Below are 18401 nucleotides of genomic sequence, written 5' to 3'. Positions count from 1 at the left end.
GGGCAATATGCGGAACGCGAATCCGGTGTGTATTGCACAAGCTTTAGCGTCTGTTATTCCGTTAGGTTTAATTGCGCCAAGTTTGACGTTTATGTTGTTTCGCGTCGTCAGCATCCAGCCACCCACGATCCCCATATCGGGGGAGGTATTCCCTTGGCTGGTCGGCACATTCAATATGGCGGCGTTTGTGAAAAGCATGCCGCCCACCAAGGAGCGCATCACGCAGTGGCGGTACTACGCAATGGTGGCCGGGGCGTTGCTCGCATCCAGCTACCTGGGGTCCTCGCTCACCGTGAACGACTTGTTTTTGGTAATCCCCGGGCTGGGTATCGCGTGGCTACTCGGGGCTATGGGGTTGGCGGCAGCCAGCTTGAAAACTTACCTGATCATCAGTGTGTACGGGACGTTCCTCGGCGGGATCATGGTGGTGGCAGCGGGCGTGCTTGCAAGCCAGGCAATGGTGTTCGGTGCGCTCACCTTGGTGCTGCTTATCGCGCTGTGCGGGGTGGCCGTTGGCAACCACCTGTGCGAGGTGGATGCGACGATAGCCCGGCCGGCGTGGCGTCGACATGCGGGCAGGTCAGCGGGTGGGCGTCACCGCTTGTCTTCGCACGCGATGCCGTCGCCGTCGCCATCCATCTCTGGCCGGTAGCCGGGTTCGCCGCGATGCAATGGGGCAGCCCCAGCCGCCCGCGCCGCCTTACAATCCGGGTACAGGACCGCGTCAGTGCTTTCTGGTTGTGGCGGGGCGGCGGGCGGTTGCTCACCAGCGCAAGCGCTAAGCACACGGGCCATGGCTTCCTTCTCCGGCTGGGTCACCCACAGCCCGTAGGTAGCCTTCACATCAATCTGGCGCTGCACATATTCGCAGCGGAACGCGGTATTTGGAGGTAGCCACGTCGCGGCATCCCCATCGCCTTTGCGTTGATTCGTCGGCCCATCCACGGCCAGCAAATTGCGTGGATCGTTGGCGAAATCGCGCCGCTGTTCGGCGGACAGTTGTTGCGCGCCGGTCTGCCAAGCGTTTGAGAGGGACACCACGTGGTCAATCTGCACAAGGGGAGACGTATCCTCCCCGCGCTGGAATGCGATCTGGGTATTGGTATACGGGTCATTCAATAGGCCGCTGAGCACCAAGCAATCCCGCGTCCCTGGTTTAAACACCACGTCGATGAGGTCGCGGCCCAAAATATCGTTGCGGGTATCGCAGCCGTTGCGGCCACCATCCACGGTGACATCATCCGTCCAGCGTTCTCCAAAAGCCTCCCGGGAGTAGCCGGTTTTGGGGGCGCGCCCCTGCACCGGCAGCGCCTCCAACGCGGGGAAACTGTGCGCCACGTCGGGAGCTGATGGGGGCGTGGATATCGGTGCAGTCGAACAACCCGCCAACACCAACACCACAGCGCACACCCACGCAAACCTCATGGGCGAAAATATTACGTGAACGATCACCTAACCCCGCGGGAGGGCACCCCAGTGCGTGGGTGGCTGCCGTTACCCGGTGGGTTGTGCCACGGCTTCCAGATGCTCGCGCCAGGCCGGCGGGACGTACGCGCAGGTGGGGTCGGAGGCTCGGTAATCTCCCGTGAGCGCGTAGGCGGTGGAGCGGGAGCCGCCGCACACGCCATGGAATTCGCACACGCTGCACTTTCCGTGCCAGTGGTCCGGATCGCGCAACCCCTGGAACACGGGGGAGTCGCTGTAAATGGCGTGGAAGTCACTGGTGGTGACGTTGCCGCAGTGCAGGGGCAGGAACCCATTGGGGTAGACGTCGCCGATATGGTCGATGAAGGCGAACCCGGAGCCGGAGTTCACCGCCATGGGTGCGCGCGGCGGGCGTGGGTGTTCTGGTTTGGCACCGAGCAGCCGGGTGGTTTCCGCAGTGAGTTCCTCGTAGAGTTTCCCGCCGCGGAACGGCACGCCCTGCTGGTTTTGGATCACCACCCGGCGGTACTGTGGGGCTTCGGTGGTTTTAATGGCGATGCGGTCCGAAATATCCGCCAACCAGTGCAGCGCGTCCTCCCGCTCCTGCGGGTCCAAGCAGTTCAGGGCGGCGCCGCGGCCAGTGGGCACAAGGAAAAACACGTACCACATTCGCGCACCCATTTCGATTACTTGTTTGAGCAGGGCGGGGGCTTCGTGGATGTTGCCGCGAGTGAGTGTGGAATTGATTTGCAACCGGTAGCCAAGCTTCGTAATTTCCGGTGCCATAGCGATAGTTTGTTCAAATGTGCCGGGGAAGCCGCGGAAGGCGTCGTGGGTGGCGGCGGTCGCGCCGTCGAGAGACATGGACATCGCCTTCGCGCCGGCTGCGCGCAGCCGGGTAATGCGGTCCACCGTCAGCCGCGGCGTCACAGATGGCGAAAGCGAAATATTGAGCCCCAACTCGGTGCCGTAGGAAACGAGTTCCTCCAAGTCCTCGCGTTCGAACGGGTCGCCGCCGGTCAGCACGACAAGCGGGCGGGGCTTATCGTAGGACGCCAGATTCTCCAGCAATTCGCGTCCCTGTGCGGTAGTAAGCTGCCGCGGGTTTGGCTCGTGTTGCGCGTCGGCGCGGCAGTGCTTACACACCAAGCTGCAGGCTCGCGTCACCTCCCAAATCACGATGAACGGCTTGGCGTTAATATCGTGGCGAACCTTTCGGACCACCGGTGCGTGGGACATGCGTAGCTCCTCTGGGTGAGAAAATCTTTGCCCTTCAAGCTAAACACATATCAACCAAAAGTTGGATTCTTTGAGGCGGCTCCGAGCCGGTCGTACTGCGAGTAGGATAGTCCGTATGCGCGTATACCTAGGAGCAGACCACGCCGGTTTTGAAATGAAAAACACCATCGCCGAGCATTTAAAAGATAAAGGACACGAGGTGATCGACTGCGGCGCACACGTGTACGACGCGGAAGATGATTACCCAGCGTTCTGCATCGAGGCGGCTTGGCGCACGGTGAATGACCCGGGATCGTTTGGCATTGTGTTGGGCGGTTCCGGCAATGGGGAACAGATCGCCGCGAATAAGGTCAAGGGCGCGCGGTGTGCGCTCGCGTGGTCGGTGGAGACCGCCCGGCTCGCCCGCGAGCACAATAACGCGCAGCTTATTGGCATCGGTGCCCGCATGCACCCGGAAGAGACGGTGCTGGAAATTGTTGACGCGTTCCTCGACCAAGAGTGGAGTAAGGCGGAGCGCCACCAGCGCCGCATTGACATTCTTGCCGACTACGAAAAAACCGGCATCGCCCCCGCAATCCCCGAATAGGCCCCCGCTTATCGACGCCCCGCGGCACCCCGCCCGCGCGGGCGTTTTCCGTTTTCGGCTGGCCCGGCTGGTTTGGCCGTGCCCTGAGCGGCGGGGTGTTTGGGTGGGTTAGAAGATGTCGAATCCGCCGACGTCTCCACCTCCATCGCCACCGCCCCCGTCGAAAAATCCCCCGTCGAAGAGATTGTCAAAGAATCCACCGCCGTCTTCGGCTCCAGCGTCTGCTCCAGCGTCCGCCCCAGCGTCGCTAGCGTCAGCCGCACCATCGGCGAGCCCTTCGGCGTAGCCCTGTTCGAATGCGGCGGCGGGGTAGGTAACCCCGGACATGCCTTGGAACATCGCGGAGAACAACATCACGGAACCAGCAGTCCAAATACCGGTTTGGAGTGCGTCTGCCCACCAGGGGCGGGAGTACCAGCCGGCGGGGACGGGGCGACCTGCAACCATGCCGCCCGGGTAATAGTTCGGTGTTTGCGCCGAGGCAACCGGTGAGGCGGTAATTTGTTGTCCGTCGTGCGTGATGGTGCGTTCTTCGGTGACTTTGCCCGCGGTGCGTTGCCCTTCAAGCGGGGGCAGCTCGGGGCCGGCGGGCAGGCCCATGATGTCGCGGGCGGCGTTCATGTAGTGCAAGCCTTCGAGGGCGGATTCGCGTGCGAGTTCGGCTTGGCGCACGGTGGTCGCGGTGCTGATCTGGGAGGATGCCGCGTTGAAGCGCTCGGAGGCGTCTGCGATGGCTTGGGTGGACGCGGTGTCCGTGCCCGCGATGGTGAGTACTTGCGAGCCGAGGCGGTCGATCCAGCGACGTGCTTCTGCTATTGCATCGTCGAGTTTGACAGTGTCCAGTTGCTGCTGGTGCTGCTTACTCTTGCGCGAAACAATGAACACGGCGGCGCCGATGGTGATTGCGATGAGCAAAAGAACTTCCACGGAGGCGAACTCACTTTCCAGGGGCGTGACAGGGTTACCTGTTTAACGCCCGACGGTGCGAAATTGTTCCTCCGTGTTTGTCGACGCCGCGCACGGCCGCATTGCAGCCCTCTTGCTGCGGGTTGAGGACCGCAGCTAGGGGAATTGGTTCCTAGACTTCTCCGGCGAGTTCTGCGGCACGGCGGCGCGCTTTCTCCCTACGTTCGTCGGTCCATTCGCGAACGGTGTTGGAGTCCCACAGGGTAAGCCCGTGGAGTTTCGCCACGGGTTTGGGGGCGCGGCCGCGACCGGCGTAGCTAGTAAAGGTTCCGCGTGCAGTTCCTGAGAAGGTAGCGCATTCAATGGCGGTCCAGAGTTCGGTGCCGGTATCGGCGTCAATAATCTTCGGTTGCATGGGGGGTACATTACGGGACAACACAATTGGGACATAAGTGAAAGCACGAAAATTTAGAAAAAAACCAAGCGCCCAAACCTATTAAGTGAGCAAATTCACATGTTCGGGCGCTACCCCCGAATTTGAAGGTTCGAAATTTTCCTGGGGATTTGGTGATTTTGTCACGGTGGGGTAACGTGGGTCCGCGAACGTTAGCAACGTTGACGTTAAGGGAACGTCGTATAGTGGCTAATACCTCAGCCTTCCAAGCTGAAGACGCGGGTTCGATTCCCGTCGTTCCCTCGCTTTCCTCCCAGGATGAACACCAGGTTCCTCCTGGGAGGTTTTTTCGTGTCTGGGTGCGCTCGGCGGGGATGGGTGGATCGTTTTATGCTGGGGTGGGGTCGGGGATCTTTGCTGGTGAAAGGAATTATGTTCGCGTTACGCTTTGGCGGAAAGTGTAACGCTGAAAAGGGTGTCAAATGTGCATACTGAAGAATCTAAAGCGGGAGACCTGTGTATGTGTCGTTCCCGTTCGATAACATAAATCATGAATCTGTCAAGTAGGATTGGTGCGACAAAGCGATATTGCAGCTTTTTGTATATGCCCGTTTTAGGAATATACGTAACGCGCGCTTAATGATTGCGCACTTTTGAAAATCTCCCCAGGGATAACCCCACGGTGGTTTCGTTACTTAAAAACAAGCCAGAAATGTTGGATTTTGTTTTGCGGCGGGGGTGCCTTCGTGGGCTCCCTGTGGCACCGTTGCACCGAGAGCGCGCGGGGTTGCTGCTACGTCCGCGGTGTAGTTGAAATCCGTTGCTTGCCAGCTGATTGTTGCGTGGTTGTACCATGCTGAAAAAGTCCCGTTGAACTGCTAGTTTTTGCTTAACGTGACCCCTAAGTGTGGCCTGGTAATGGGTGTGGGTACACTTGAGACCCGAGCCGCACGAGCGATGCCCGATGAGGGGCAGACTCGGGAGGCGCGACAGTTGAATAACGGGGCGTGGCGCAGCTTGGTAGCGCACCTGCTTTGGGAGCAGGGGGTCGCAGGTTCAAATCCTGTCGCCCCGACTAGGACTCACGCAACAGAGTCTTGGAGATGACGCGGTTTATCCGCGTCGTCTCTTTTTCATCACAGCAATTTATCCAGGAGAGTGGCTCGTGAAGAGTTCCGTCGAGCACCTGAACGACACACGCGTGAAGCTCACCGTCGAGGTTTCCTTCGACGAGATGAAGCCGGAATTCGACCAGGCTTACGAGGCTATCGCGCAGCAAATTTCCATCCCCGGTTTCCGTAAAGGCAAGGCACCGCGCCAGTTGATCGAGGCCCGCGTTGGACGTGGCCCCGTGCTGGAGCAGGTGCTTAACGACGTGGTGCCGTCCCGCTACGAGCAGGCGCTGGAGGAGCACAAGCTCGTGGCGCTGGGTGCCCCGACGTGGGACCTCTCCAAGGTTGAAGATGGCGAATACATCGAATTCGTGGCTGAGACGGATATCCGTCCGGAGATCACCGTGCCCGATTTCGCCGAAATTTCCGTCGAGGTGCCTGCCATTGAGGTGAGCGACGAGGATCTCGTTGCTGAGTTGGACCGTTTGCGCTCCAGGTTCGCTAGCCTCGTGGAGGTTGAGCGGGCGGCTCAAGAAGGCGACTTCGTCTCCGTCGACGTGGTGACCTTGGAAGACGGCGAGCCGGTGGAAGACACCGCGAGCAAGGACCTGTCCCACGAGGTTGGCTCTGAGGAGCCGACCGAAGGCCTCAACGAAGCGCTCGTGGGCATGTCCAAGGGTGATGTTAAGGAATTCGAGAGTGCGGCGCTCGGCGATGGCGAGGCGAAGCCCGAAACCAAGCGGGTCACGGTTAATAGCGTGAAAGCCCGCGAGCTGCCGGAGGCGGACGACGAGTTCGCTCAGCTCGCATCCGAGTTCGACACCATTGATGAGTTGCGCGAGAACTTGAAGTCTTCCCTCGAGGATTACGCGAAGAACTCTCAGGCGGCCGCCATCCGCGACGAGGTGCTCAAGGCCGCGCTGGAAAAGACTGAATTCCCGTTGCCGGAGGGCGTTGTCCAGGCGCAGGTTGATGGCAACCTGCAGCAGCTGCTCGGCCAGCTCGGCGGCGACGAGTCCAAGTTGGATACCTTGCTGGAGGCGCAGGGCACGACCCGCGACCAGTTCAACGAGGATTCCCGCACCAACGCTCAGGATGCCGTGCGCACCCAACTATTCTTGGATGTGTTGGCGGAACAAGAGCAGCCGTCTGTGAGCCAGCAGGAATTCACCGACCATGTGATGTTCACCGCGCAAAGTTACGGCATGGAACCCATGCAGTTCATCACGCAGCTGCAGCAGACCGGCCAGATCGGCAACGTGTTTGCAGACCTGCGTCGCGGCAAGGCGCTCGCGGCAGCCATTTGCAAAACCACCGTGACCGATTCCAACGGTGAAGCTGTGGACGCCAAGGCCTACTTCGGGGAGGAAGACGACACCCCAGCGGAGACCACCGAGCAGCAGGACTAAGGCGCTTCGGCGCGCACTGGTTGCGCAATGACATTGCCAGGGCCCAGCAGACGCTGGGCCCTGTTTGCTTGTGCGGGAGGGTGGGCGTCGAAAAGCGGAATGGGTGTTACGCTGACAGCGAACAGAGGGCATGTTTGCCCGCAACCTGCGTTACATTGGGGGACAGCATAACCACATCAACGTCAATTTAGGAGCAAAATTTCATGACTACATCGCCCGGCATGAACCTCAGCGACTCAGTGTACGAGCGGCTGTTGCGCGAGCGCATCATCTTCTTGGGCAGCGCGGTGGACGACGAAATTGCCAACAAACTGTGCGCGCAAATCCTCTTGCTTTCCGCCGAGGACCCCAACCGCGATATTTCGCTGTACATTAACTCGCCAGGCGGTTCCGTCACAGCCGGCATGGCAATTTATGACACCATGAAATACTCCCCGTGCGATATTGCCACCTACGGCATGGGCCTGGCGGCTTCCATGGGGCAGTTCTTGCTTTCCGCGGGCACGAAAGGGAAGCGCTACGCGCTGCCGCACGCCCGCATTATGATGCACCAGCCTTCTGCGGGAGTTGGTGGCACTGCGGCGGACATCGCTATTCAGGCGGAGCAGTTCTCTCACACCAAGCGGGAAATGGCCGAACTGATTGCCGAACACACCGGCCAGACGGTGGAGCAGATCACGCTGGACTCCGACCGAGACCGGTGGTTCACTGCAACGCAAGCTAAAGAGTATGGCTTCGTGGACCACGTGATTAGCGTGGCCAAGGGTGACATTTCAAACTAGTTCCTTCAGAAGGAGAACAACCAACATCATGAGCAACGGTATGCAATTGCCTTCCTCCCGCTACGTGCTGCCCTCCTTCGTGGAGCATTCCGCGTTCGGCGCCAAAGAATCCAACCCGTACAACAAGCTGTTCGAAGAACGCATTATCTTCCTGGGCACTCAGGTTGACGACGCCTCCGCCAACGACGTCATGGCGCAGCTCCTGGTGCTCGAGGGGTTGGACCCAGACCGCGACATCACCATGTACATCAATTCTCCGGGCGGTTCCTTCACCTCCCTGATGGCGATCTACGACACCATGCAATACGTTCGCCCGGACGTGCGAACCGTGTGTTTGGGTCAAGCGGCGTCCGCCGCCGCCGTGCTGCTTTCCGCCGGTGCCCCCGGCAAGCGGGCCGCGCTGCCAAACGCCCGCGTGCTGATCCACCAGCCTTCCACCGGCGGCATTCAGGGTCAAGTATCCGACCTGGAGATTCAGGCGGCCGAGATCGAGCGCATGCGTACGCTCATGGAAGAGACGCTGGCGCGGCACACCGGCAAGTCCGCGGAGCAAATCCGCATTGATACGGACCGTGACAAGATTCTGACCGCAAAGGAAGCCGTTGACTACGGCATTGTTGATCAGGTGTTCGAGTATCGTAAGCTGAATGCGTAGGTAATTGACAGCAACGTGATTGGGTGTGGGTAAAGCTATGACACGTTCGAGCTACCCACACTCTTGGCGTCTTACCGGTTAGAGTGTGTGCAGACCCCGTTACAAGGGCGTGCATATTCCCCAATGATGATTGCGAGACGAAAAGCTCCTCATGGCACACATGCAAGAAAGCGCAGACCTGTTGAAGTGCTCGTTCTGTGGAAAGAGCCAAAAGCAGGTGAAAAAACTCATCGCTGGCGGCGGTGTTTACATCTGCAACGAGTGCATTGACCTCTGCAATGAAATCATTGAAGAAGAACTTCACAGCGCCGCGGCCGAGCAGGAGCACAGTGAAAAACTGCCGCGCCCGACTGAGATTGCCGCGTTTCTGGACAAATACGTGATCGGTCAAACCGATGCGAAGCGAGTGCTGTCCGTAGCGGTGTACAACCACTACAAGCGGTTACGTTCCGAGGAGCAGCGCACGAGTTCACGCCGCGCTGAGGACGAAGTCGAATTGGCGAAGTCAAACATTTTGATGTTGGGGCCCACCGGCAGTGGGAAAACGTATCTTGCACAAACCCTCGCCCGGCTTCTCGACGTCCCGTTCGCTATCGCCGACGCCACCTCACTGACCGAAGCCGGATACGTCGGTGAAGATGTGGAGAATATCCTGTTGAAGCTGCTCCAAGCTGCCGATTTTGATGTGCAGCGGGCGCAGCGTGGCATTATTTACATCGACGAAGTGGATAAGATCTCCCGCAAGTCCGAAAACCCATCCATTACCCGTGACGTCTCCGGGGAAGGTGTGCAGCAGGCCTTGCTGAAGATTTTGGAAGGCACCGTGGCGGCGATCCCGCCACAGGGCGGGCGCAAGCACCCCAACCAGGATTTCATCCAGTTGGACACTACAAACATCCTGTTTATCGTCGCGGGCGCATTCGCCGGTTTGGAAAAGGTGATCCAGGAACGCCGCGGACGCAAAGGCCTCGGCTTTGGCGCGGACATAACCCCGGGCGCCGAGGCCGATGAGGTGGACATCTTCCGCGATGTGCGTCCCGAGGATTTGGTGAAGTTCGGCCTGATTCCCGAATTTATCGGCCGCCTGCCCGTGGTGGCAACCGTAGGAAACCTGGACAAAACCTCGTTGATCTCGGTGCTTACGGAGCCGAAAAACTCCCTGATCAAGCAGTACAAGCGGCTGTTTGAAATGGATGACGTGGATTTGCGCTTCACCGACGAAGCGCTCGAAGCAATCGCGGAGCTTGCCTTGGAGCGCAAGACCGGTGCCCGCGGCCTGCGCTCGATTATGGAAGAGCTCCTTGTTCCGGTGATGTTTGATATCCCGGATCGGGAAGACGTCAAGGCCGTGCTGATCACCGAATCCGCCGTGCGCGGCGAATCCGAGCCGGAATTGCTTCCGCACAGCGCGGAAGACGAGGCCTCCCGCACCACCGCCTAGTGGCTTAAGCGCTATCGGTGAGTGAAGGCCCGAAACTTTGAGCGAATTTTCTTCGGGTAGTAGTTTGGGGTCGCCTTCACGGGCTTGACCCCAATTCACATCAACGGGGAAGAAGTGGGTTTCGTCGTCGCACACCGGCGGCGGGGTGAGTCGGGCTAGATTCCGTAGATATTTCCGGAAACGTCTTGGTCGTCGCCGCCCTCCGGAGCGTCGTGCGGGATTACGTAGCTCATGCCGCCAGAGTTCGGCATGTTGGACGTTAAGAATGACAGGGTTGCGTCGGTGCACAAGCGCAGCATGCCTTGTGTATTTTCGCTGCCCAGTAAATCTGCCTTGTAGAGCATGAGGAACGTGTTTCGGTTGGATACCCGGAACATGCATAGCGAGGCGATGAGGATATACACATCAAGGGCGGAGATGCCTGGGCGGAACGCGCCCGCGTCTTGGCCCAGCATCAGTAGCTTGTCCATTTGGAGGAGTACGCTGGACTGTTCCGTGAAGGCCTTGGCGGTATCGATCTCCCCGTAGCCGAACAAATTTTCCATCAGGAAGAGGCGTGCGGCATTTGGATGGGTTTCAAATTGGCGGTAGATCACCTCCACCACTTTTCGAACGCCGTCCACCGGAACAGTAGTGTCCAATTCGAGCGCCTCTGGGGCGGGGCGTAGTTGCGCAATGGCGAGGTAAAAAGTTTGGAGATATAAACCTTTTTTGTCGCCAAAGTGATAGTGGATCATTCGCTTTGACATTCCGGATTCTTGGGCGATCGCCTCAAGTCTGGTTTCGTCAAATCCGTGAGTGGCAAAGCTATCGAGAGCGACCTCAACGACCCTATCTGTGGTGACTACGCCAGCCTCAGTGTTGGTCAGTGGGGCGTTCATACTACATCCTTTCGTTTCTTAGCGGGGCGAATGATCCAAATAGACGGTAGTGCAATATTCAAAGACAATGTTCTTTTGGTAGCGATCAACAGAAGATAGATCGTGTGATAGATGTCTGGTAGGCAAAATGGCGCTTAAATGAGCGGCAACGTGGGGTATTGGTTTCATCGTGCCCTATTCCTCAATTCTTTCAAGTGTCCGGACAAAAATGACATCATTGTCGCAGGTCAAAAATCCGAATTTGGTAAATTCGGGGGTAATTTTTCGCAGACCTCGGATGTCTGACATGGGTGCGGCGGGCGGCAAACTCGCGCGGAACCTGCCCGTGCACTCGTCTGCTGCTGGCTATCTCGTGCACCTGACTGCTCCCGCAGTGCAGTGACGTTTGCCACAACGGTTCGTTCCTCGGCAGTTCGGAAACGGGGGCGGAATAGGGGTAAAAAAACCGTGCGTTGCGGGGGTTGTGGGTCATCTTCGGGCAGTGCGTCGGGGCAACGTAGCCGTTGTTCGAACGTAGGGTTGTGGGGATGTTTGGTTGTGTTGATTCGGGCGCTGCGAAGGGTTGATTTTACCGCTAGAGTTGGTCGTGGACGACGGCGGTGATCCAAGGGCTCCTAGTGCGAATGTAGCCCAGTTGAAACGCGGAATCGGCCGTCGAAGGCAGTCATCCATACCTAGGAGATAAGGACGTCACATGACCGTTACCCCGAAGAAGATCGTCGTTACCGGTGCCGCTGGGCAGATCGCGTATTCCCTGTTGTGGCGCATCGCCAACGGCGACGTGTACGGCAAGGATGTTCCGGTGGAGTTGAACCTGCTGGAAATCCCCGCCGCGCTTGGCGCTACGGAGGGCGTGGCCATGGAGTTGCTGGACTCCGCGTTTCCGCTGCTCAAGGCAATCAACGTCACCGACAAGGCGGAAGCGGCTTTCGACGGCGCGAATGCGGCGTTCCTCGTCGGCGCCAAGCCGCGCGGTAAAGGTGAGGAGCGCTCCGATCTGCTTGCCGCCAATGGCCGGATCTTTGGCCCGCAGGGCAAGGCCATCAACGATCATGCCGCGGACGATATTCGCGTGCTAGTGGTGGGTAACCCCGCGAACACCAATGCGCTGATCGCCATGAACCACGCGCCGGACGTTCCGAACGAGCGTTTTAACGCCATGATGCGTTTGGACCACAACCGCAGCCTGTCCCAGCTGGCCACCAAGCTCGGCCGCGACTCGGCCGCGTTTGAGAAGGTTGTGGTGTGGGGTAACCACTCCGCCACCCAATTCCCGGACATCACCTGGGCGACCGTTGACGGCGAGAAGGTGTCGGATTTGGTGGACCAGGATTGGTACATCAACGAGTTCATTCCGCGCGTTGCCAAGCGTGGCGCCGAGATCATCGAGGTTCGCGGCAGCTCTTCGGCAGCGTCCGCGGCGTCGTCAGCCATCGACCACATGCGCGATTGGGTGCAGGGTACGGAGAAGTGGGCCTCGGCAGCTATTCCTTCCGAAGGTGCGTACGGTATCGACGCCGGCCTCGTGGTGGGCTTGCCGACGGTCGCGCGCAACGGCCGCTGGGAGGTCGTCGAAGGCCTCGAGCTGTCTGATTTCCAGAAGGAGCGCATCGCGGCCAACGTCAAGGAGCTCAAGGAAGAGCGCGACGCCGTGGCAGCCGCAGGTTTGATCTAATCCGTTCGGGGTTTCCGCGTCACCGTCACGATGAGCAGCTCGGCCCGCGTGACGGGGTCGTCGAGGTTGACTTCGCAAATCTCGGAAATTTTTGCCAGCCGGCTGCGCACCGTGTGCCGGTGAATGCCGAGCGCCTCCGCGGTGGCCTTGATTTGGGCGCCGCGTTGCAGGTGCGTGGCTAGGGTGAGCCGCAAATGCGTGCCAAACAGTTCGTCATGGTGTTCGAGGCGGCCGATGGTTTCGTGGGCGCGTTGATCCAACGCCTCCATTACCGCCGCACCCCGTAGCCACGCCAGCGCGTTATCGTGGGGGCCGACGCAGCTGCCAACGGGGATGGACTTCGCGGACGTCACCAGCGAACCCACAAGGGGGCGGTCGATACTTTGCCACGGCCGAGCGCTGCCCACGCAAATGCGGATATGGCGCGCGAGCTCGCCAAAAAGTTCGACAACGCTGTCAACGGAACGGGACCCCCGGACGAGGAGTAAGGCAGTGTTGGAGTCCAGGTTGATGGTGCAGCGCTCCCGGGTGCCCGCCCACAGACTGTGTTCGAGGGCGGCGATGGCTTTGGTGAGTTTGTCCGCAACATCGGCGTGGATGACCACGGGGCGGACCTCGCCTTTCGAATCCGCAATACGGGCGAACACGTGCTCCATTTGGGTAGCTTCGCCGGCGAGCCCCAGCAGCAGAGAAAGCGCCATGGAATTCAACTCGCTGCGGGCATTGCGTAACGACATCGGCCGCTGCAACAACAAATCCGCTAGGCTGCCGTAGTGCTGGATCAGGGTGCGTTGCTCCGTGCGCAACGGCTGCGCGCTCACCACCGTGAGTTCGTGGAAGCGTTCGCCGAACGTGAGCATCTTATGGCGGGTGATATATCCGTCGGGCTGCTGGAGCGTGGCATCAAGTGCCCGGTATGGGACGTGGGCGATCACGCGATGGTCGTTATCGTAGATCGCCAGCGCGGCATGCAATTCGGCGGCGCCGCATTCCAATAACTCCGAGATGCCACCGTTGATGGCGGCGCGGTGGGCGCGGCGTTGGGCCGTGTTGAGCCATTCCTGCTGGCGCAAATGCTGACGCGAGATTTCCGCGTTGACCGAACTTTGGATCGAAATAAACGGGGTGTCGTGCGGGACCTCGAAGAGGCCGAGGTGGTGGGTAGCGGCGGCGTCGATGAGCGGTTGCGGGACGGCGGCGAAACTCAACCCTGTGCCGAAACCGATCGCAGTGACGCCCGCGGCGGCCAAGGTTGCGGCGTAGTCGCGAAAGTTTTCCGGGTTATCTTCGAACGCCATGCCGAGGGTGAGCAGGAGCGAGTCGGGGAGTAGGAATCGCGAAGGATCCGCAAGTTCGCTGATATGTACGACGTTGAATTGGCGCGCGGTGGGGAGGATTTCGCGCAGGCGCAGCCCGTGTTGGTTGAGCAGCCAACGCAGCGTCAGCTGTCCGTGGTCCGTGCGTGAGCTCATGCGTAAAACCCTCCAAAGTGGATAGTCTAATGCAAAAGTTTCGCCCTTGCGGACATAGTATGCGGTGCGTGTCACAGCACATGATGTTCGGTGACTTCCATTTCACCGTTCAGCTAAAGGAGCGCCCCGATGATTGACCTCGAATATCGGCTACCGCAAGAGCGTCGCGTAGGCGCATCGTTGCCCGGCCCCGAAAGCGCCGCACTTACCGCACGCAGGGAAGCCGCCGTGGCGCGCGCCCTCTCCCCAGGCCTGCCCGGCTTTATCGTCGACGCCGACGGTGGTGTCCTTATCGACGCCGACGGCAACTCCTTCGTCGACTTCGCCTCCGGCATCGCCGTCACCACCGTTGGCGCCAGCAACCCGGCCGTGGCGCGCGCCATCGCGGAAGCCGCCAGCCACCTGACCCACACGTGCTTTATGGTGTCTCCGTACGAGGCCTACGTAGAAGTTGCGGAAGAACTCAACCGCCGCACACCCGGTGCGCACGAAAAGAAAACCGTGCTGCTCAACTCAGGGGCGGAAGCCGTGGAAAACGCCGTGAAAATCGCACGCACGTACAGCGGTAAGGTCGGCGTCGTGGTGTTCGATTACGCCTACCACGGGCGTACCAACCTCACCATGGCCATGACGGCGAAAAACAAGCCGTACAAGTCCGGGTTCGGCCCATTTGCTAGCGAGGTGTATCGCGCGCCCATGTCCTATCCACTGCGCGACGGCCTCACCGGCGAACAGGCGGCAGCGCGGGCCATCACCATGATCGAACAAGAAGTCGGCGCCGAAAACCTTGCTTGCGTGGTGATTGAACCTATCCAAGGTGAAGGCGGCTTTATCGTCCCCGCGCCGGGATTTCTACCCGCCATCGCGCGGTGGTGCGCCGACAACGACGTGGTGTTTATCCTCGACGAAATCCAATCCGGCATGACCCGCACAGGGGACTGGTTCGCCGCCGAAAACGAGAACGTGGTGCCGGATTTGATCACTACCGCCAAGGGAATCGCCGCAGGTATGCCACTGTCCGCGGTGACAGGAAGGGCGGAAATTATGGACGCCCCAGGGGTCGGCGGGTTGGGCGGCACCTACGGCGGCAACCCGGTCGCCTGCGCCGCGGCACTCGCCGCAATGGATCAGATGGAAACCCTAGACCTCTGCGGCCGCGCCCGCGATATCGAAACCATAATCCGTGAGGAACTGGCGCCGATTGCAAACTTCGATGCGGTGGCCGAAATTCGTGGCCGCGGCGGCATGATCGCAATCGAATTCGTTGACAGTTTCGGACGCCCCGACGCCGGACTCACCGGCGCGATCGCAGCCGAGTGCAAAGCGCAAGGGGTCCTCATCTTGACGTGCGGTTTGGACGGGAACGTGATCCGCTTACTGCCGCCCCTCGTAATCCCAGCAGCATTGCTTCGCGACGGCCTGCAGGTACTGCGACATGCGATCGAAAACAACCTTGGAGGTAGCGATGCGCGCTAACATCGGGCCCCGCGCTGTCCGCGTACCCACCGGGCTGTGGTTGGGTACCCGCCAAACCTCCGCCTTTTCCGGAGACACCTTCCCCGTGGTGGATCCCGCAACCGAACAAAATATCGCTGAGGTTGCCAACGCGGGTAGCGGCGACTGGATGCACGCCCTCGAACTGGCCGATAAGGCGCAAATCGAATGGGCGAGCGTGCCGCCGCGCCGCAAGCAGGAAATCCTTTACGAGATCTTCACGCGGGTGACCCAGCGCGCCCAAGACTTCGCGGAAGTGATGACCGCCGAAATGGGTAAACCCGTCGCCGAAGCTCTCGGCGAGGTCGCGTACGGCGCGGAGTATTTCCGCTGGTTCGCGGAGGAGGCCGTGCGGATTCCCGGCAGGCTGGCCACCGCACCCGCAGGGAACGGCACCATTTTGGTCACCCGGGACCCGGTGGGTCCCGTGCTCGCCATCACGCCGTGGAACTTCCCGCTCGCGATGGCTACCCGCAAGATCGCCCCCGCCTTGGCCGCCGGTTGCCCCGTCATTGTGAAGCCCGCGGCGGAGACGCCGTTGACCATGCTGCTGCTCGGTGAAGTAATCGCAGAGGTATTTGGAAAGTATGGAGTTCCGGAAGGCGTGGTGAGTATTGTGACCACCACTGATTCCGCCGGACTTTCAAGCGAACTCATGGCCGATCGACGGTTGCGCAAGATAACTTTCACCGGGTCCACGCCCGTGGGCAGCCTGTTGGTTCGGCAAAGCGCCGAGCACCTGCAACGCGCGTCGATGGAGCTCGGCGGCAACGCGCCTTTCGTTGTGGCCGCCGACGCCGATCTCGACCTAGTCCTCGGGTGCGCGCTCCAAGCTAAACTCCGCAACGGGGGCCAGGCCTGCATCGCCGCAAACAGGTTTTTGGTGCACGCATCCGTCGCCGCGGATTTTACCGCCCGACTCACCGACGCCATGGCCGACTTTACTATCGGAAACGGGTTCGACGAGGGCACGCAGCTAGGCCCGATGATCACCGCCAAGCAGCGTGACCGCATCGCCGCGCTTGTCGACGCCGCGCTCGCCCGCGGCGCCCGCGCCACCACCGGCGGCAAGATCCCCGCAGGTCCGGGGTACTTCTACCCAGCGACCGTGTTGGTGGACATTCCCGCCGATGCTGACATCTTCACCGAAGAAATCTTCGGCCCCGTGGCAACCGTCACCACTTTCGAATCCCTAGAGGAGGGGGTGCGCCAAGCCAACGACACCCCCTTCGGACTAGCCGCCTACGGGTTCAGCGAAAACGTCCACACCGCGCAATACCTAGCCACGCACCTCAACGCGGGCATGGTTGGCATCAACCGTGGGGCCATCTCCGACCCGGCAGCCCCATTCGGAGGCATCAAAGCCTCCGGCTACGGCCGTGAGGGCGGCACCGAAGGAATCGAAGAATACCTAAGCCCCCGCTACATTGCGTGGACCTAACACGAGAGGCCAGCAGATGAATGCTGAACAACCCGCAGCCGGTCGCGGCGTCGTCAAGCAGGAGAAGCCGGAGCTGAGCGTCCTGCAAGGCGTCGCGCTAATTTTCGGAACAAATATCGGCGCGGGAATCCTCAGCCTTCCGTACGCCGCCCGCAACGGTGGGTTCCTAGCACTGGTGATCGCCCTCGCCATCGCCGGCACGCTCACCACATTCTCCATGATGTACGTGGCCGAAGTATCCCAACGCACCAAACAACCCCTACAACTCTCCGGCCTCGCAGAACGCTACCTCGGACAATGGGGACGCTGGCTAGTGTTCCTCGCCGTCATGGTCAACAGCATCGGCGCACTCATCGCCTACGCCGCAGGCTCCGGCGAACTCCTATTCAATCTATTCACGGTGCCGCCGATGGTAGGCAGCCTCGCATTCTTCACCATAGGCAGCTTCATCATGTGGAAAGGCCTCCACGCCACCGGCCTCATCGAAGGCGCCATTACCACGGGCATGGTCGCCATCATCATCACACTGTGCACGTGGACGTTTATCGGCCCCGGAATCAGGTTCAACAACCTAATCGTCCTCCACCCGTTCTACATCGTGCCGATCCTCAACCTCGCGGTATTCACCTTCCTCGCCCAATACGTCGTGCCAGAACTCGTACGCGGCCTCGACGCTACCAACCCCAAAGCGATCCCGCGCACCATCACCGCGGGCATGAGCATCACCGGATTCACCCTAGCCCTAGTACCATTCGCAGCCCTCGGACTCCTAGGCACCCAAGTCAGCGAAGTAGTCACCCTGTCCTGGGGCGAAAACCTTGGCCCCGTCGCCTACTACCTAGCCAACCTGTTCGCCCTACTGGCGATGTTCACCTCCTTCATCGCCATCGGCTACACCGCCATGCGCAACATCATGGACATGTGTCACTGGGAACAACACGGACCACGCCGAATCTGGGCCGTGCTGGGGACCGTGGCAATCCCACTCAGCATCCACATCCTCGGACTCGGCGGATTCGTCGCAGCACTCAGCTACGCCGGCGGCTTCGCAGGAGCAATCATGTCCGTCATCCCCGTAGCACTACTCCACGCAGCCCGGAAACACGGCGACCGAGAACCCATCTGGGCCGTCACCTGGCAAGGACACCTTACTATTCAAGCCACCCTGATTCTTGTGTACGTAGTGGCATTCATCTATTCAATCCTCGCCATCGTGGGATGGATTCCCACCGGTTGGCAATAGCGGCGAGAAAACCACGTGAGCTGCGCCGATATAGAGGCGTTTCGGTGGCGTTGGGTAAGCGGATGGGGTGAAAAGCTGGAAGGGCGGGTCAGGTTCGGGTGGCTGTGTGGAGTGCTAGGGCAGCTTTGTGCTTGGAACTAAACCTAGGACGCTACAGGTGTCGGATCTGCCTGGGGGTGTGTTTCGAGGTAAGGCAGATCCGACAGCACAACCCCAGAACCCCGATGTTTCTCCAGCCCGCTGGGA

Annotated in this window: 16 protein-coding genes and 2 tRNA genes; 12 read left to right on the top strand and 6 right to left on the bottom strand. The window is 60.1% G+C overall.

Features of this window, described 5'->3' with window-relative positions; all coding sequences use genetic code 11:
• Window positions 1–91: 91 nt before the first annotated feature.
• On the top strand, window positions 92–652 hold the full coding sequence (locus tag Q4D83_RS02525) for a hypothetical protein (protein ID WP_303172666.1): 561 nt from the start codon (window positions 92–94) through the stop codon (window positions 650–652).
• On the opposite strand, the gene Q4D83_RS02520 is transcribed toward Q4D83_RS02525, so the two are convergent.
• Window positions 595–1425: a DUF1524 domain-containing protein gene (locus tag Q4D83_RS02520; RefSeq protein ID WP_303172664.1), complete on the bottom strand. Its 831-nt coding sequence runs from the start codon at window positions 1423–1425 to the stop codon at window positions 595–597. The genes Q4D83_RS02525 and Q4D83_RS02520 overlap by 58 nt on opposite strands.
• A gap of 69 nt (window positions 1426–1494) precedes the next feature.
• Window positions 1495–2664, bottom strand: coding sequence for a TIGR04053 family radical SAM/SPASM domain-containing protein (locus Q4D83_RS02515; RefSeq protein ID WP_303172662.1), 1170 nt, complete (start codon window positions 2662–2664; stop codon window positions 1495–1497).
• Between the two features lie 115 nt (window positions 2665–2779).
• Between Q4D83_RS02515 and Q4D83_RS02510 the strand changes: the two genes are divergently transcribed.
• Window positions 2780–3250: a ribose-5-phosphate isomerase gene (locus Q4D83_RS02510; RefSeq protein ID WP_303172660.1), complete on the top strand. Its 471-nt coding sequence runs from the start codon at window positions 2780–2782 to the stop codon at window positions 3248–3250.
• A 108-nt stretch (window positions 3251–3358) separates the two neighbouring features.
• Here the strand turns inward: Q4D83_RS02510 and Q4D83_RS02505 are convergent, their stop codons facing one another.
• Together Q4D83_RS02505 and Q4D83_RS02500 are read right to left on the bottom strand one after the other, a co-directional pair.
• Window positions 3359–4177 carry a DUF1542 domain-containing protein gene (locus tag Q4D83_RS02505; protein ID WP_303172658.1) on the bottom strand — a complete coding sequence of 273 codons (819 nt, stop codon included), beginning with the start codon at window positions 4175–4177 and terminating at the stop codon, window positions 3359–3361.
• Between the two features lie 151 nt (window positions 4178–4328).
• Complete coding sequence (locus tag Q4D83_RS02500) at window positions 4329–4571, bottom strand: hypothetical protein (protein WP_303172657.1); 243 nt, start codon at window positions 4569–4571, stop codon at window positions 4329–4331.
• Between the two features lie 210 nt (window positions 4572–4781).
• Between Q4D83_RS02500 and Q4D83_RS02495 the strand changes: the two genes are divergently transcribed.
• From Q4D83_RS02495 to clpX, 6 genes are all read left to right on the top strand, one after another.
• Window positions 4782–4853, top strand: a tRNA-Gly gene (locus Q4D83_RS02495).
• A gap of 698 nt (window positions 4854–5551) precedes the next feature.
• Window positions 5552–5625: transfer RNA gene (locus Q4D83_RS02490), tRNA-Pro, on the top strand.
• 90 nt (window positions 5626–5715) lie between these two features.
• Window positions 5716–7071, top strand: a complete 1356-nt coding sequence (gene tig / locus Q4D83_RS02485; protein ID WP_303172655.1) for a trigger factor — start codon at window positions 5716–5718, stop codon at window positions 7069–7071.
• A gap of 203 nt (window positions 7072–7274) precedes the next feature.
• On the top strand, window positions 7275–7853 hold the full coding sequence (locus Q4D83_RS02480) for an ATP-dependent Clp protease proteolytic subunit (protein ID WP_303172654.1): 579 nt from the start codon (window positions 7275–7277) through the stop codon (window positions 7851–7853).
• A gap of 28 nt (window positions 7854–7881) precedes the next feature.
• Complete coding sequence (locus tag Q4D83_RS02475; RefSeq protein ID WP_303172653.1) at window positions 7882–8508, top strand: ATP-dependent Clp protease proteolytic subunit; 627 nt, start codon at window positions 7882–7884, stop codon at window positions 8506–8508.
• Between the two features lie 151 nt (window positions 8509–8659).
• Window positions 8660–9949 (top strand): ATP-dependent Clp protease ATP-binding subunit ClpX, encoded by a 1290-nt coding sequence (gene clpX / locus Q4D83_RS02470; RefSeq protein WP_303172651.1) that lies wholly within the window; start codon window positions 8660–8662, stop codon window positions 9947–9949.
• Between the two features lie 155 nt (window positions 9950–10104).
• Here the strand turns inward: clpX and Q4D83_RS02465 are convergent, their stop codons facing one another.
• Complete coding sequence (locus Q4D83_RS02465; protein ID WP_303172649.1) at window positions 10105–10830, bottom strand: TetR/AcrR family transcriptional regulator; 726 nt, start codon at window positions 10828–10830, stop codon at window positions 10105–10107.
• Window positions 10831–11524: 694 nt separating this feature from the next.
• Here Q4D83_RS02465 and Q4D83_RS02460 point away from each other — a divergent pair.
• On the top strand, window positions 11525–12505 hold the full coding sequence (locus Q4D83_RS02460; RefSeq protein ID WP_303172648.1) for a malate dehydrogenase: 981 nt from the start codon (window positions 11525–11527) through the stop codon (window positions 12503–12505).
• Here Q4D83_RS02460 and Q4D83_RS02455 read toward each other — a convergent pair.
• Window positions 12502–13977 (bottom strand): PucR family transcriptional regulator, encoded by a 1476-nt coding sequence (locus Q4D83_RS02455; protein WP_303172646.1) that lies wholly within the window; start codon window positions 13975–13977, stop codon window positions 12502–12504. The genes Q4D83_RS02460 and Q4D83_RS02455 overlap by 4 nt on opposite strands.
• Before the next feature lie 129 nt (window positions 13978–14106).
• On the opposite strand from Q4D83_RS02455, the gene gabT reads away from it, so the two are divergent.
• From gabT to Q4D83_RS02440, 3 genes are read left to right on the top strand one after another with little or no spacing between them, the layout of a single operon-like run.
• Window positions 14107–15453 (top strand): 4-aminobutyrate--2-oxoglutarate transaminase, encoded by a 1347-nt coding sequence (gabT, locus tag Q4D83_RS02450; protein ID WP_303172644.1) that lies wholly within the window; start codon window positions 14107–14109, stop codon window positions 15451–15453.
• Complete coding sequence (locus Q4D83_RS02445) at window positions 15443–16912, top strand: NAD-dependent succinate-semialdehyde dehydrogenase (RefSeq protein ID WP_303172869.1); 1470 nt, start codon at window positions 15443–15445, stop codon at window positions 16910–16912. The genes gabT and Q4D83_RS02445 overlap by 11 nt, the downstream gene beginning before the upstream one ends.
• Window positions 16913–16928: 16 nt before the next feature.
• Entirely contained in the window at window positions 16929–18155 is a 1227-nt protein-coding gene (locus tag Q4D83_RS02440) for an amino acid permease (protein WP_303172643.1), read from the top strand.
• The last annotated feature ends 246 nt before the right edge of the window (window positions 18156–18401 follow it).

It is taken from the genome of Corynebacterium sp., assembly GCF_030532715.1.
Taxonomy (GTDB): Bacteria; Actinomycetota; Actinomycetes; order Mycobacteriales; family Mycobacteriaceae; genus Corynebacterium.
Note: the sequence above shows the minus strand (reverse complement) of the source record. Positions and strands in the feature narration are given on the sequence as shown.